General features: G+C 72.8%; 10 protein-coding genes and 1 pseudogene. 6 read left to right on the top strand and 5 right to left on the bottom strand.

Going from position 1 to position 15,023, the window contains the following annotated elements:
• Positions 1 to 6: 6 nt before the first annotated feature.
• From Sfulv_RS16590 to Sfulv_RS16570, 5 genes and pseudogenes are all read right to left on the bottom strand, one after another.
• Positions 7 to 1,614 (bottom strand): acyl-CoA carboxylase subunit beta, encoded by a 1,608-nt coding sequence (locus tag Sfulv_RS16590; RefSeq protein WP_173314715.1) that lies wholly within the window; start codon positions 1,612 to 1,614, stop codon positions 7 to 9.
• Positions 1,611 to 3,332, bottom strand: a complete 1,722-nt coding sequence (locus tag Sfulv_RS16585) for an acyclic terpene utilization AtuA family protein (protein ID WP_173317925.1) — start codon at positions 3,330 to 3,332, stop codon at positions 1,611 to 1,613. The genes Sfulv_RS16590 and Sfulv_RS16585 overlap by 4 nt, the downstream gene beginning before the upstream one ends.
• 199 nt (positions 3,333 to 3,531) lie before the next feature.
• Positions 3,532 to 4,485 carry an EamA family transporter gene (locus tag Sfulv_RS16580; RefSeq protein ID WP_173314712.1) on the bottom strand — a complete coding sequence of 318 codons (954 nt, stop codon included), beginning with the start codon at positions 4,483 to 4,485 and terminating at the stop codon, positions 3,532 to 3,534.
• Between the two features lie 218 nt (positions 4,486 to 4,703).
• Positions 4,704 to 7,495: pseudogene (locus Sfulv_RS16575) on the bottom strand (FAD-binding and (Fe-S)-binding domain-containing protein).
• A 104-nt stretch (positions 7,496 to 7,599) separates the two neighbouring features.
• Positions 7,600 to 9,318 (bottom strand): LCP family protein, encoded by a 1,719-nt coding sequence (locus Sfulv_RS16570; RefSeq protein ID WP_173314709.1) that lies wholly within the window; start codon positions 9,316 to 9,318, stop codon positions 7,600 to 7,602.
• A gap of 313 nt (positions 9,319 to 9,631) precedes the next feature.
• Between Sfulv_RS16570 and Sfulv_RS16565 the strand changes: the two genes are divergently transcribed.
• The 6 genes from Sfulv_RS16565 to Sfulv_RS16540 are packed head-to-tail and all read left to right on the top strand — an operon-like array spanning position 9,632 to position 15,001.
• Positions 9,632 to 11,125 (top strand): ATP-binding protein, encoded by a 1,494-nt coding sequence (locus Sfulv_RS16565; protein ID WP_173314707.1) that lies wholly within the window; start codon positions 9,632 to 9,634, stop codon positions 11,123 to 11,125.
• Positions 11,122 to 11,559, top strand: a complete 438-nt coding sequence (locus tag Sfulv_RS16560; protein WP_173314704.1) for a roadblock/LC7 domain-containing protein — start codon at positions 11,122 to 11,124, stop codon at positions 11,557 to 11,559. Before Sfulv_RS16565 ends, Sfulv_RS16560 begins: the two co-directional genes overlap by 4 nt.
• Positions 11,556 to 11,927, top strand: coding sequence for a DUF742 domain-containing protein (locus Sfulv_RS16555; protein WP_173314701.1), 372 nt, complete (start codon positions 11,556 to 11,558; stop codon positions 11,925 to 11,927). Before Sfulv_RS16560 ends, Sfulv_RS16555 begins: the two co-directional genes overlap by 4 nt.
• Positions 11,908 to 12,552, top strand: a complete 645-nt coding sequence (locus Sfulv_RS16550; RefSeq protein ID WP_173314698.1) for a GTP-binding protein — start codon at positions 11,908 to 11,910, stop codon at positions 12,550 to 12,552. The genes Sfulv_RS16555 and Sfulv_RS16550 overlap by 20 nt, the downstream gene beginning before the upstream one ends.
• The gene (locus Sfulv_RS16545) at positions 12,549 to 13,796 is read left to right on the top strand and encodes a cytochrome P450 (RefSeq protein ID WP_173314695.1); all 1,248 of its coding nucleotides are present in this window, start codon (positions 12,549 to 12,551) and stop codon (positions 13,794 to 13,796) included. Before Sfulv_RS16550 ends, Sfulv_RS16545 begins: the two co-directional genes overlap by 4 nt.
• Positions 13,793 to 15,001, top strand: a complete 1,209-nt coding sequence (locus Sfulv_RS16540; RefSeq protein WP_173314693.1) for a cytochrome P450 family protein — start codon at positions 13,793 to 13,795, stop codon at positions 14,999 to 15,001. Before Sfulv_RS16545 ends, Sfulv_RS16540 begins: the two co-directional genes overlap by 4 nt.
• Positions 15,002 to 15,023 lie beyond the last annotated feature (22 nt).

The following is a 15,023-nucleotide window of genomic DNA, read 5'->3' as shown; positions in this document are numbered from 1 at the left end:
CTCTCCTCACATCCGGAAGACGCCGAAGCCGCCGCGGGCGCCCTCGACCGGTGCCGTGTGGATCGCGGACAGGCACATCCCGAGGACGGTCCTGGTGTCGCGCGGGTCGATGACCCCGTCGTCGTACAGCCGCCCGGACAGGAACATCGGCAGGGACTCCGACTCGATCTGCTGCTCCACCATGGCGCGCAGCCCGGCGTCGGCCTCGGCAGCCGCGTCGTCGTACGGCAGCCCCCTGGCGGCGGACGAGGCGCGTGCGACGAGCGAGAGCACGCCCGCGAGCTGCTGCGGCCCCATCACGGCGGACTTGCCGCTCGGCCAGGCGAACAGGAAGCGCGGGTCGTAGGCCCGCCCGCACATGCCGTAGTGCCCGGCGCCGTACGAGGCCCCCATGAGCACCGACAGATGCGGCACCCGGGAGTTCGACACCGCGTTGATCATCATCGCGCCGTGCTTGATGATGCCACCCTGCTCGTACTCCTTGCCGACCATGTAGCCGGTGGTGTTGTGCAGGAAGACCAGCGGGATGTCGCGCTGGTTGGCGAGCTGGATGAACTGGGCGGCCTTCTGCGACTCCTCGCTGAACAGCACGCCCCGCGCGTTGGCGAGGATGCCGGCCGGATAGCCGTGCAGCCGGGCCCACCCTGTCACCAGGCTGGTCCCGTACAGCGGTTTGAACGCGTCGAAGTCGGAGCCGTCGACCAGCCGGGCGATGACCTCGCGCGGGTCGAAGGGGATCTTCAGGTCCCCCGGCACGATGCCGACGAGCTCGTCCTCGTCGTACACGGGTGGCGCGGCCGGTCCCGGATCGGCGTGTGCCTTGCGCCAGTTGAGGCGGGCGACGATACGCCGGGCCTGCCGGAGCGCGTCCTGCTCGTCGACGGCGTAGTGGTCGGCGAGGCCGGACGTACGGGCGTGCATCTCGGCGCCGCCGAGCGACTCGTCGTCGCTCTCCTCGCCGGTCGCCATCTTCACCAGCGGCGGTCCGCCGAGGAAGACCTTCGACCGCTCCTTGATCATCACGGTGTGGTCGGACATGCCGGGGACGTACGCGCCTCCGGCGGTCGAGTTCCCGAAGACGACGGCGACGGTCGGGACACCGGCGGCCGAGAGCCGCGTGAGGTCACGGAACAGCGCCCCGCCCGGGATGAAGACCTCCTTCTGCGAGGGCAGGTCCGCGCCCCCCGACTCGACGAGGCTGACGCACGGCAGCCGGTTGGCGAGGGCGATCTCGTTGGCCCGCAGGGCCTTCTTGAGCGTCCAGGGGTTGGAGGCACCACCGCGCACGGTCGGGTCGTTGGCGGTGATCAGGCACTCGACGCCCTCCACCACCCCGATCCCGGTGACGAGCGAGGCACCGACCGCGTGGCCACTGCCCCAGGCGGCGAGCGGCGACAGCTCCAGGAACGGGGTGTCCGGGTCCACCAGGAGCTCGATCCGCTCCCGGGCCAGGAGCTTGCCGCGCTCGCGGTGGCGGGCCACGTACTTCTCGCCGCCGCCCGCGAGCGCCTTGGCGTGCTCGGCGCCGAGCTCGGCGAGTTTCGCGAGCATGGCCTCGCGGTTCGCGGCGTACTCGGGGCCGGTGGTGTCGAGGGCGGTGGGCAGGACGGTCATCCGTTCACCTCCGTGGGGTCCAGCAGTGACACGGGGACGGGCAGGCACCGGGACCGCAGCCACTCCCCCAGCGCCTTGGCCTGCGGGTCGAACCGGGCCTGCGCGGCGACGCCCTCACCCAGGAGCCCGTATACGACGAAGTTCAGGGCGCGCAGCCGGGGCAGGACGTGGCGGACGACGGTGAGCGGCCCGGTCTCCGGCAGCAGCTCCTTGAAGCGCCCGACGGTCAGCTCGTGGGCCAGCCAGCGCCAGGCGTCGTCGTCGCGCACCCACACCCCCACGTTGGCGTCGCCGCCCTTGTCGCCGCTGCGGGCCCCGGCGATCCTGCCGAGCGGGACGCGGCGGGTCGCCTGTGCGGAGAGCGGGGGAGGCAGTGCGGGCTCCGCGACCGGGGTGAGCACCCGGGTCCTCCCGGGTGCGGGCACCCGCACCCGGCGCCCGCCGGCCAGGACGGCCAGGTGTTCCACCTCGGCGGCGGGCACGGAGGCGGCCTCGAACACCCCGTAGGGCGCGCCCCTGCCGGGCGGGGCGGTGACGTGGAAGCCGGGGTAGCTGCCGAGGGCCAGCTCGACTGCGGCCCCCGACACGGCCCGGCCGGCCACCTCGGCGTCCTGGTCGCGGACGACGAGCCGCAGGAGGGCACTGGCCGTCTCCTCGCTGTCCGCGTCGGCGTGGTCCGTGCGGGCCAGCTCCCACCGCACCTCGGCGGGGCGCCTGCCGGACCGGTCGAACGCGTCGTCGAGCTGTTCGCGTACGAGCCGCGCCTTCGCCTCGACGTCGAGGCCGGTGAGGACGAAGACGACCTCGTTGCGCCACCCGCCGAGCCGTACGAGCCCCGCCTTGAGCGTGGGCGGCGGGGCCTCGCCGCGCACCCCGGAGATCCGGACCCGGTCCGGCCCGTCCCGCGTCAGCCGTACGGTGTCGAGCCGGGCGGTCACGTCGGGACCCGCGTACCGCGCGCCGTCCGTCTCGTACAGCAGCTGCGCGGTCACCGTGCCGACGTCCACGACACCGCCCGTACCGTCGTGCTTGGTGATGACGCACGATCCGTCGGTGTGGATCTCGGCGAGCGGGAAGCCGGGTCTGCGGACGTCGTGGTCGCCGAAGAACGCGTAGTTGCCCCCGGTCGCCTGGGTCCCGCACTCCAGTACGTGCCCGGCGACCACGGCCCCGGCGAGGGCGTCGTGGTCCTCGGGCCCCCAGCCGAAGTGGGCGGCGGCGGGTCCGGTGACGAGGGCGGCGTCGGTGACCCGCCCAGTGACGACGACGTCGGCTCCGTCCCGCAGGCACGCGGCGATCCCGGCGCCGCCGAGGTAGGCGTTGGCGGCGAGGAACCCCTCCGGTACGGGCAGGCTGTCGCCCTCGACGTGGGCGACACGTACCGGCACACCCACCTCGGCGGCCAGCTCCCTGATCGCGGCGGCCAGTCCGGCCGGGTTGAGCCCCCCGGCGTTGGCGACGATCCGCACTCCCCGCTCGTGCGCGAGCCCGAGCCCTTCCTCCAGCTGCCGCAGGAAGGTGGCGGCGTATCCGCGCCCCGGGTTCTCGAAGCGGCTGCGGGCCAGGATCAGCATGGTGAGCTCGGCGAGGTAGTCACCGGTCAGGACGTCGAGCGGGCCATCGGTGAGCATCTCGCGCACGGCGTCGAAGCGGTCACCGTAGAACCCGGACGCGTTGCCGATCCTGAGCGGGCCCCCCGGCCGCCCCGGCCCCGTCAGCGGGCCGCGCAGATCGTCGAGCACGGGCACGGCTGCGGCGTCGGACACGGTGCACTCCCTCGGGGCGTGGCGGTGTGCCCAGGAGCATGGCAGCGGGCCGATAAACAAGCAAGCATGCTTGCATGATTATGGCGGGAACGGTCAGCCCGCGAAGGCCCGCTCCCCCGTGGACGCGTGAGCCGGGCCGGCCCCTCTCCCGTCAGGCGTCCGCCTTGCGGCGGCCGTCGCCCGTCTGGCTGCGTACCGCGCCCATGCTCGCGCCGATGACCAGGGCGATGGCCAGGGCGTCGGTGGTCGACAGGGCCTGGTCGAGGACGAGGAAGCCCGCGGTCGCCGCGATGGCCGGTTCCAGGCTCATCAGGACCGCGAAGGTGGAGGCAGGGAGGCGGCGCAGGGCGATGAGTTCGAGGGTGTACGGGAGGACCGAGCTCAGCAGGGCGACCGCGGCGCCCAGCGCGACCGTGGACGGGACCAGAAGTGCGGAACCGGCGTCCCAGACGCCCAGGGGCAGCGAGAGGGCGGCGGCCACGACCATCGCCAGGGCCAGCCCGTCCGCCTGCGGGAAACGGCGGCCGGTGCGGGCGCTGAACACGATGTAGAGCGCCCACAGCACACCCGCGCCGAGGGCGTACGCCGCGCCCAGCGGGTCCAGCCCGCCGAGTCCGCCGCCACCGAGCAGGAAGACCCCGGCGACCGCGAGGGCCGCCCAGACCAGGTTGACCAGGCGGCGCGAGACGATCACCGAGAGGGCGAGCGGGCCCAGCACCTCCAGGGTGACCGCGACGCCCAGCGGAATCCGCTCGATCGACTGGTAGAAGAGGATGTTCATGCCGCCCATCACCGTGCCGAACGCGAGGACGGTCCCCCAGTCCGCCCGCGAGTGGCCGCGCAGCCTGGGCCGGCACACGAGCAGCAGGACGACGGCCGCGGCGACGAGCCGGAGGGTGACGACACCGAGAGCGCCCGCCCTGGGCATCAGCAGGGCCGCGATCGCCGCGCCGAACTGCACGGAAAGACCCCCGGCGACCACCAGGGCGACCGGGCCGAGCGCCACTCCCCGGCCGCTCTTCCCGCCGGGCCCGGGCAGCGCGGACACCGCTTCCGGTACGGCGACTGCTGCGGCCGGTTCTGCGGCACTGCGCGGGACGTCCACGGGGGCGGCCTTCCAGAGAGGGATATCAGTGCATTGGGATGCACCACTCAATACAACATACTGCACTCAACGCCTGCGGCTCACCCCTTCACCGTAGAGGCCGCTGCGGATCGGCCACGCCTGGTCCGCCTCGGCCCGTACACCACCCCGCCGCTCAGGGCCTGGCAGGAGCTGGGCCGGGGCACACAGCGGGCAGGTGACCCGGAGTGACCGGAAACTCAAGCCTCCAGCCCTTCCGCCAGCACCTCCGCCAGGTGCCTGGCCCGCCTGCCCGCCAACTGCTCCAGCTGGGTCCGGCACGAGAAGCCGTCGGCCAGGAGTTCCGTGCCGGGCGCTGCCGCCCGTACGGACGGCAGCAGTTGCTCCTCCGCACAGGCGACCGACACCTCCCAGTGGCCGCGCTCGAAGCCGAAGTTCCCGGCCAGTCCGCAGCAGCCCCCGCTCAACTCCCCTGTCAGCCCGGCACGTTCCCGTAGCCGGCGTTCGGCCGCGTCACCGAGGACCGCGTGCTGGTGGCAGTGCGTCTGGCCCGCGACCGGGCGGTCCAGGCGCGGCGGAACCCAGTCGGGCGCGTACTCCTCCACGTACTGGGCGAAGGTGCGCACGGACGCCGCGAGTCCGGCGGCGCGCGGGTCGTCGGGGAGCAGTTCCGGCAGGTCCGTACGGAGTGTGGCGGCGCAGCTCGGTTCGAGCACGACGAGCGGAGTGTCCGGGACCACCCGGTCCAGGGTGCGGCGCATGACCTTCCTCGCCGCGTCCAGCTGGCCCGTCGACACATAGGTGAGCCCGCAGCACACCCCGCGCTCCGGGTGGAGGACGGTCTTGCCCGCCGCTTCCAGGACGCGCACCGCCGCCCGGCCCACCTCCGGCGAGAGGTGCTCGGTGAACGTGTCGGGCCACAACGCCACCACCTCATCGTGTGCCCCGGTCACCGCCCCCCGGGGGACACGCCCGGCGGCCCACCGCCCGAACCGTTCCCGCGCCAGCACCGGAAGGGCGCGTTCCGGTGCGATTCCGGCGAGGCGCTTCACCACAGCGGCGAGCGGACCGATCCGGGCCAGCGCGTTGAGCCCGCCCGCGAACGGGGCCGCGAGGCGCAGCCACCGGGGCAGCCGGCCCAGCGCGTAGTGCGCGGCGGGCCGCAGCCGCCCTCTGTAGTGGTGGTGCAGGAACTCCGCCTTGTACGTGGCCATGTCCACGCCCACCGGGCAGTCGCTCCGGCAGCCCTTGCAGGACAGGCAGAGGTCGAGCGCGTCCCTGACCTCCGTCGACCGCCAGCCGGTCGTGACAAGCTCCCCGGCCAGCATCTCGTGGAGCAGCCTGGCCCGGCCCCGGGTGGAGTGGGCCTCCTCCCCGGTCGCCCGGAACGAGGGGCACATGACGTCCGCCCCCGCCGCCCCCGCCGTACGGCACTTGGCGACGCCGACGCAGCGGCGTACGGCCGCCGAGAAGTCACCGCCGTCGTGCGGGTAGCCGAAGGCCACGTCGACCGGGCGGCTCGGCAGCACGTCGAAGCGGAGGTTCTCGTCGAGTCGGGCGGGGCGGACGAGGATGCCCGGGTTCATCCCGCCGTCCGGGTCCCAGAGGTCCTTGAACCGGGCGAACACGCCGACCAGCTCGTCCCCGTACATACGGGGGAGCAGTTCCGCGCGGGCCTGCCCGTCCCCGTGCTCGCCGCTGAGCGAGCCGCCGTGCCCGGCGACGAGGTCGGCCAGCTCCTCGGAGAAGCGGCGGAACGCGGCCACGCCCCGGGGGCTGAGCAGGTCGAAGTCGACGCGCACGTGGATGCAGCCTTCACCGAAGTGGCCGTACGGCGTGCCGCGCAGTCCGTGCGCGGTGAGCAGGGCGCGGAAGTCGCGCAGGTACGGGCCGAGGCGGGCGGGCGGTACGGCGCAGTCCTCCCAGCCCGGCCACGCCTCACTGCCGTCCGGCATCCGGGTGGCGGTGCCCGCCGCGTCCTCGCGGATGCGCCACAGGGCGCGTCGGGCCGAGGCGTCCGTGACGACGGTGGTGCCGAGGGAGCCATCGGAGCGGGCCACCCGCACGATCCGTTCGGCGTGCGCCCGTGCTTCGGCCGGGGTGGTGCCGCCGGTCTCGACGAAGAGCCACGCCCCGCCGCGCGGCAGGCCGGCCGGTTCGCGTACGAGGTCGGCGGCCATGCCCTCGACGGTGAGGGGGCGGTAGGGGAGGAGGCCGGGTACGGCTTCGGCGGCGGCCGGCTCGTCGGCGTATCCGAGGACGGCGAGTGCGCGGGCCTCCGGGGCCTCCACGAGTCGTACGGTCGCCTCGGTCAGCACGGCGAGGGTGCCTTCGCTGCCGCAGTAGGCGCGGACGAGCCCCGTCCCCCGGTCGTGCTCGGGGAGCAGCGCGTCCAGGGCGTAGCCGGAGATGCGGCGGGGGAGGTCGGGGAAGCGGGTGCGCAGAGGTACGAGGTGGGCGGCGATCAGCTCCGGAAGCCCCTGGAGGGTGTCCGCCCCGCCGCGAGCCTGAGCGCCTCGCCGCCGTAGCGGATGACGGACAGGGCGTGGACGTTGTCGGCGGTGGTGCCCCAGGCGACGGAGTGCGAGCCGCAGGAGTTGTTGCCGATCATGCCGCCGAGGGTGCAGCGGCTGTGGGTGGACGGGTCGGGGCCGAAGGTCAGTCCGTGCGGGGCGGCGGCGGCGCGAAGGTCGTCGAGGATCACGCCTGGCTGGACGACGGCGGTACGGGTGTGGGGGTCCAGCTCCAGGACGGAGCGCATGTGGCGGGTGAGGTCGAGGACGACGCCGGTGCCGGTGGCCTGGCCCGCGATGGAGGTTCCGCCGCCGCGCGGCACGACGGGGACGCCGTGGGCACGGCAGACGGCGAGGGCGGCCGCGACGTCGTCGGCGTCGCGCGGGGCGACGGTGCCGAGGGGGACGCGGCGGTAGTTGGAGGCGTCCATGGTCGTGAGGGCGCGGGCGGACGTACCGAAGTCCACCTCTCCGCGGACTGCGGCGGCGAGGGCGTGGGCGAGGTCGGAGCGGGCCATGGGTTCAGCATGGCGTGTCCGGGGGTCCCGTCCTCAGGCGCCGGACCGGCCGTGTCGTGGTGCCCCGGTCCCTACGGCCCGCTCGGGTTGGCCCCGGGGGCCGTCTACTTCGCGCAGACCGGCTTGTCGGCTTCCACGCGCTGGATGCCCTCCGGGGTCTTGGACGGCGGGGTCAGCGGCGTGCCCGCCGCCGTGAAGTCCGGGCCCAGGGTCAGCCGCATCGGTTCCGTCCCGCCCGAGTCCGTCGTCGTCGGCTTCAGGGCGGAGACCGAGAGGCCCATCAGGTCGGCCAGCCGGCGGGCCTGATCCGCCTGGTCGGGGCCGTAGACGAGCTGCGTCTTCGCGACCTTCTCCGGCGCGTTGGCCCTGTTGCTCGACTGGAGGACACCCTGCGCGTTCTGGAGCCAGTCGATGGCCTCCTGCGCCGACCCGGCCGGCGCACCGCCGTTGTAGACGTCGACCCGTACGTCCGCCGACGCGGCCCGGGGCCCCTTGAGTTTCGCCTCCGCCTGCGCCTTCTTCTGCTTCTTGACGTCGGTGAGGGAGATGTCCTCGCGGATCATCGAGAAGAGCTGCGGTGCCCTGGCCCTGTCCAGGACGACCGTGGCCTTGACCGTCTCGGCCGGGTTGTCGACGACCGGCACCGTCGTGAAGGTGATGTTCTTGACGTCGACGGAGCTCAGCTCCATGCCCAGCTTGCGGAGCTGGTTGATGTCGTCGATCCGCTCGTCGACCGTGAGCGCCTTCGTCGCGGCCTCGGCGAGCTTCCACATCTTCGTGGGGCTGGTGAGCGTCTCGTTGGACTTCAGCTTCCGCATCAGCGAGCCGAGGAACTGCTGCTGGATCTCGATGCGGCTCAGGTCACCGCCGAACCCCACGGACTTGCGGGTGCGCAGGAAGGCCAGCGCCTGTTCGCCGTCGAGCGTGTGCTCGCCCTGGGACAGTTTGAGGTGGGACTTGTCGTCGTCGATGTCCTTGGCCAGGCAGACGTCGACGCCGTCGACCGCCGTGGTCAGCGTCTTCACGGCGTTGAAGTCCGCGACCATGAAGTGGTCGACCTTGACGCCGGTCAGCTCGGTGATGGTGCGCATGGTGCAGCTGGGGGTGCGGTCGAACTGCCCGAGGCTCTCGTTGAACCGGGTGCCCGGCGTGCCCGGGATGTCCTTCACCGTGCCGTCGCTCTGGGTGGTCGGGCAGACCGGGATGTCGGTGATCAGGTCGCGGGGGATGCTGAGCGCGGTGGCGTTGGTGCGGTCCTTGGAGACGTGCAGCAGGATCGTGGTGTCGGCGTGGCCGACGCTGCCCGCGTCGCCGTATCCCTCGTTGCCCGCGCCGGTGCGCTTGTCCGTGCCGATCACCAGGACGTTGATCGCCCGGTCCTGGCTGAAGCCCCCGGTGCCCGCGCCGTCGTCGGCCACGGCGGTGAGGTTGCCGTTGAAGTGCTGGTAGAGCAGGTAGCCGCCGGCGCCGACGGCCACCAGCAGGAACGCGGTGACCCCGCCGGTCCAGGCCAGCGCCTTCTTCTTCCTGGCCTTCGGCTTGGGCCTGCGGCGGCCGGGCGGCTGTTCGGCCGTCTGGCGGGAGGAGCGTCCGCGCGACTGCCGGGACGCCTGCGGGTCCGGTCGGCGGCCGCGCTGGCCGGGCACCGTGGCCCGCTCGCCTTCGGCCGGCCGGCGGCGTGCGGAGCGGCCGGGTGCGGCGGGGGCGGGCGGTTGCTCTGCGGTCGGCGTCAGTCGCAGTTCGTAGTCGCCGGTGTCCGGGTTGAGCACCCACTGGTCAGCGGGGTCGACAGCCTCGCCCCGACCACGGCCTTGCGCGTCCACGGTTCCCTGCTTCCTCGATCGGGCTACTCAGCCTATCCGTCCGGCTCTCCTGGCGATTCGGATGCCGGAAGAAGATGGTCACATCCGGTTTCCCGACCCCGGGGGGCACGTGGTGAGCCTTCACCGGCCCGGTGGCACCCCTCCCGAAGGATCAATCAGAAATGACCACAGAGAATCCCCAAACGAGTCGTCAATTCTCCTATAGTTGCCGAGTCTTGATCAGCAATTCTCAGCTCCAGTTGTGACGTTCCGACCTTCATGGGCTGAAGAATCCCGATTGCCCCGCCCGTACCGTCCGCCCCAAGGACTCCGCTTGCGCCCCATATTCCGGCCGACCGCACTCGCCCTGCTGGTCTCCGCAGCCGTAACCGGTTCCCTGTGCCTGTGGGCGGTCGCCGCCGCCCCCGCGTCGGTACGGACCACGCTGGCCTGGGGAGCGGGCACCGCCGCCGCGCTGCTCTGCGCCGCCGTGACCGTCGCCGTCCACTCCCTGCTCACCGCGCGCGCACTGCGCGCGATGCGGGCCGCCGACGCCCAGCGGTTCACCGCCGAGACCTCACGGCTCGTCTCCTCCTCGGCGGCCGAGGCGCAGCGCTTCACCGCCGAGACCGCCAGGATCAGAGCCGCCGCCGCCACTGAGACCGCCCGGGTCAACGCCCAGGCGGCCGCCGAGACGGCCCGCATCACCTCCGAGGCCGCCGCCGAGTGCGACCGCCTCGGCGCCGAGGTGACACGGCTGGCGGCCCGCGCCAAGCACAGCGAGACCGAGCGGTCCGCCGCCGTCGCCGCCTGCGCCAACGCGGCGGGCCGGATGCAGGCCCTCGCCACGAGCATGCTGGCCGACCTGCGCGAGATGGAGCACCGGCACACGGCCGAGGACGTGCTCGGTGATCTCCTGCACCTGGACCACCGCACCGCCCAGGCCGGCCGGCTGGCCGACTCCATCGCCGTACTGACCGGGGCACGCTCCGGCCGCCGCTGGGCGAAGCCGATCGTCATGGAGTCGATCCTGCGCGGCGCGATGGGCCGTATCGGCAGCTACCAGCGGGTGCGTCTGCACTCCACCAGTGATGTGGCGATCGCCGGGCACGCGGCCGAGGGCATCATGCACGCACTCGCCGAACTCCTCGACAACGCGGCGAACTTCTCACCGCCCACCGCCGAGGTGCACGTGTACGTCGAGGAGGTGCCGGCCGGCATCGTCGTCACCGTCGAGGACAGCGGCCTGGTGATGAGCGAGGTGCAGCTGCGCCGCGCCGAGCGTGCCGTGTCCTCCGCCGCCCAGGACCTCACCGGCATCTCCGGCACCCGGCTCGGTCTCGCCGTCGTCGGCCGGCTGGCCCGCAAGCACGGCCTCACCGTCTCCTTCCGGCCGTCCGCGCGCGGCGGCACCGGCGCGCTGATGATGCTGCCGCACGAGCTCATCTCCCGCGCGGCGCCGACGCCCGAGCCGGTCCCGGCGCACGCGCCGGCGGCGGACACCGCCCCGGTCACCGCCCCGGACACCGTCCGGAGCGCCGCCCCGGGCCCCGTACAGGAGCCCACCGCCGGCTCCCCGCCCCGCGAAGAGCACGGCGCCGCGTCGGAGACGACCGGCTCCCTCCCCCAGTTCGGCGAGAGCGGCCTGCCCAAGCGCCGCCGCGGACGCACCCTCGCCGCCGCCGAATCCCGTAACGGAGGCGTCACCACAGACGCCGACGCCTCCCGGCCCCGCACCACCGACCCGAAGGTCCAGGCAGCCCGCTTCAGCACCTTCAGCAAGGCGGTACGAGCCAACTCCCCGCACCTGGAAGGCGACACCCGATGACCGCGACCACCGACGAGAAGCTCAACTGGCTGCTGGAGGGGCTGCTCGACCGCACGCCCGGCGCCCGGCACGCCCTCGTCCTGTCCAGGGACGGCCTCAAGCTGTGCCGCACCCCGGAGCTCTCCGTCGACCAGGCCGACCAGCTGGCCGCGATCTCCGCCGGCATCCAGAGCCTCTCGCACGGCGCGTCCATCGAGTTCGGTGACGGCACCGGCGGCGTACGGTCCGCGATGGCCGAGTTCTACGGCGGGGTCCTGTTCATCGTCGAGGCGGGCGCGGGTGCCCACCTCGCGGTCGTCGCCTCCGAGGACTCCGACGTGGGCCTCGTCGGCCACAACATGAGCGAACTCGTCGAGCAGCTCGGCGAGCACCTCGTCGCCCCGCCGCGCACCCCCGCCGAAGCCGCCGCCGACGCGGAAACCGCGGACGTATGACGGCGGAACCCCGTCGCCGCCCGGGCCGCGACGACGACCCGGACCGGCTGTACACCCTGACCGGCGGCCGCAGCCGGTCAGGGTCAGCCGCCTTCGACCTGGTGACGCTCGTCGTCTCCGAATGCGAGCCGGCCCCCGGCATGCAGTCGGAGTACGTCGCGATCCTGCGGATGTGCGAGCGGCCCCGCGCCCTCGTCGAGATCGCCGCGAGCCTGAACCTGCCCGTGAGCATCGTGCGCATCATTCTGTGCGACCTGCTCGACACCGGCAGGATCAGCGCCCGCCACCCCCGGACCTCCCGTGTCGCGGACCGCCTCCCCGACCCCGACCTCCTGGAACAGGTGCTCGTTGGACTCCGCAACCTCTGACCGTGACGCCCTGCAGGCGACGGCCGACAACGGCCTCAAGATCGTCGTCGTCGGCGGCTTCGGGGTCGGCAAGACCACCATGGTCCGTTCCGTGAGCGAGATCCGTCCGCTCAACACGGAGGAGACCATGACGCGCGCCGGCGAGGCGGTCGACCACCTCGACGGCGTGCAGTCCAAGACGTCCACCACGGTCGCCTTCGACTTCGGCCGCATCACGCTCGACGCGCACTCGGTCCTCTACCTCTTCGGCGCGCCGGGACAGGAGCGCTTCTGGTTCCTGTGGGACCGGCTGTTCTCCGGCACCCTCGGCGCCGTCGTCCTCGTCGACACCCGGCGCCTCTCCGACTCCTGGTACGCGATCGACCGGCTGGAACACCACGGGACGCCGTTCATCGTCGCGTGCAACGACTTCGGCGGTCCGTTCCACAGCGAGCAGCAGCTCCGGGACGCCCTCGACATCGCACCCGACGTACCGCTCGTCGAGTGCGACGCCCGGGACCGTTCGTCCAGCAAGTACGTACTGATCACCCTGGTCGAACACCTTCAGCAGCTGGCTGCCGCCCGCGCCCCGGAAGCGGCCCTGACGGCGGCCCCCGCCGCCATGACTCCGGAGCCCACCCCGTGAACCAGTGCCCCGTGTCCCACGGCACCGCGTCCCAGCCCGTGCCGCTCTCCGGCCCGCGGTTCCAGGCCGACCCCGTCCAGCTGTACCGGGACATGCGCCGCGACCACGGCGCCGTCGCCCCGGTCGTCCTCGACGGCGACGTGCCCGCCTGGCTGATCCTCGGCTACCGCGAGCTGCACCAGGTCACCGGCGACCCGGTGCTGTTCAGCCGGGACTCCGGGCTGTGGAACCAGTGGGACCGCATCCCCGACGACTGGCCCCTGCTGCCGATGATCGGCCGCGGGCAGCCGTCGATCCTCTACACCGTCGGCGAGCGGCACAGCAGGCGCGCGGCGATGATCAGTGACGCCCTGGAGGGCGTCGACCCGTTCGCGCTCAAGCGGTACGCGGAGGAGTTCGCCGACGGCCTCGTCGACCGGTTCTGCTCCACGGGCCGTACGGACATCATCGCCGAGTACGCGATGCTGCTCCCCGCCCTCGTCCTGGCGAGGATCTACGGCTTCTCCAACGAGACCGGGGCGGCGCTCGTCGGCTCGATCAACGACATGATCGACGGCCGGGAGCGGGCGTTCGCCGGGCAGACGCACCTCGCCACGTCGATGGTCCAGCTCCTCGTGGACAAGCGCGCCGAGCCCGGCGACGACGTGGCGACGCGCATGCTCGCCAACACGGACGGCTTCTCGGACGAGGAGATCACCCAGGACCTCATGGTCATGATGGCCGCGGGCCACCAGCCGACCGCCGACTGGATGGGCAACTCGCTGCGGCTGATGCTGACCGACGACCGCTTCGCCGCCTCGCTTTCGGGCGGCCGGCACAGCGTCGGCGAGGCGATGAACGAGGTGCTCTGGGAGGACACCCCCAGCCAGAACGTCGCCGGCCGCTGGGCCGCCCGCGAGACCCGCCTCGGCGGGCGTCACATCGCCGCCGGTGACCTGCTGCTCCTCGGCATCGCCGCCGCCAACGGCGACCCGCAGATACGGACCGACGGCTCGGCGCTCACCGGCGGCAACAACGCCTTCCTCTCGTTCGGCCACGGCGAGCACCGCTGTCCTTTCCCCGCCCAGGAGACCGCCGAGGTCATCGCCCGTACCGGTATCGAGGTACTCCTGGACCGGCTGCCGGACGTCGACCTCGCGGTGGCCGAGGAGCAGTTGACGCGGCGCCCGTCCCCGTGGCTGCGCGGTCTCACGGACCTGCCGGTCCGTTTCACTCCCACGCCCGCCATCGGAGGCAAGCAATGACCCGGATCGCCCTCGACCCCTTCGTCACCGATCTCGACGCGGAGAGCGCCGCGCTGCGGGCGGCCGGGCCGCTGGCCGAGGTCGAACTGCCCGGCGGGGTGCACTGCTACGCCGTCACCCGCCACGCGGAGGCGCGGGCGCTGCTCACCGACAGCCGGGTGGTGAAGGACATCAACGAGTGGGGCGCCTGGCAGCGCGGCGAGATACCCATGGACTGGGCGCTGATCGGCCTGGTCAACCCGGGCCGCTCCATGCTGACGGTGGACGGCACCGAGCACCGCAGGCTCCGCACCCTGGTCGCGCAGGCGTTGACGGTGAAGCGGGTGGAGCGGCTGCGGGCGGGCATCGAGGCGCTGACGCACGCGAGCCTCGACCGGCTCGCCGCGCTCCCCGAAGGCGAGCCGGTCGACCTGAAGGCGGAGTTCGCCTACCCGCTGCCGATGAACGTCATCAGCGAGCTGATGGGCGTGGACGCCGCCGACCACCCCCGCCTCAAGGAACTGTTCGAGATGTTCTTCTCGACGCAGACGCCGCCGGAGAAGGTCCCGCAGATGATGGCGGACCTCGGCGCCCTCTTCGGCAAGATCGTGGACGGCAAGCGGGCGGACCCGGGCGACGACCTGACCAGTGCCCTGATCGCGGCCTCCGAGGACGGGGACCGGCTCTCCGACGAGGAGATCGTCAACACGCTCCAGCTGATCGTCGCGGCGGGCCACGAGACGACGATCAGCCTGATCGTCAACGTCGTGGAGGCGCTCCAGACCCATCCGGAGCAGCGCGAGCGGGTGCTGAACGGCGAGATCGCGTGGGAGGACGTGATCGAGGAGACGCTGCGCTGGAACTCGCCCACATCGCACGTCCTGATCCGGTTCGCCACCGAGGACGTGCCGGTCGGTGACCGTGTCCTGCCCAAGGGTGAGGCACTGGTCGTCTCCTTCGGCGCGCTCGGCCGCGACGAGGAGCAGTACGGGCCGACCGCCGGCGACTTCGACGCCACCCGCTCGCCCAACCGGCACATCGCCTTCGGCCACGGCCCGCACGTCTGCCCGGGCGCGGCGCTCTCCCGCCTCGAAGCGGGTGTCGCCCTGCCCGCGCTGTACGGGCGTTTCCCGCAGCTGGACCTCGCGGTTCCGGCCTCCGAGCTCCGCAACAAGCCGATCGTCACCCAGAACGACCTATTCGAACTCCCGGTCCACCTGGGCTGACCCGGGGGGGGTCCACGACCCG

Origin of the sequence: Streptomyces fulvorobeus (genome assembly GCF_013167895.1) — a bacterium.
Classification (GTDB): domain Bacteria; phylum Actinomycetota; class Actinomycetes; order Streptomycetales; family Streptomycetaceae; genus Streptomyces; species Streptomyces fulvorobeus.
The sequence above is the reverse complement of the archived record's forward strand: the minus strand, read 5'-3'. Positions and strand labels throughout refer to the sequence as shown.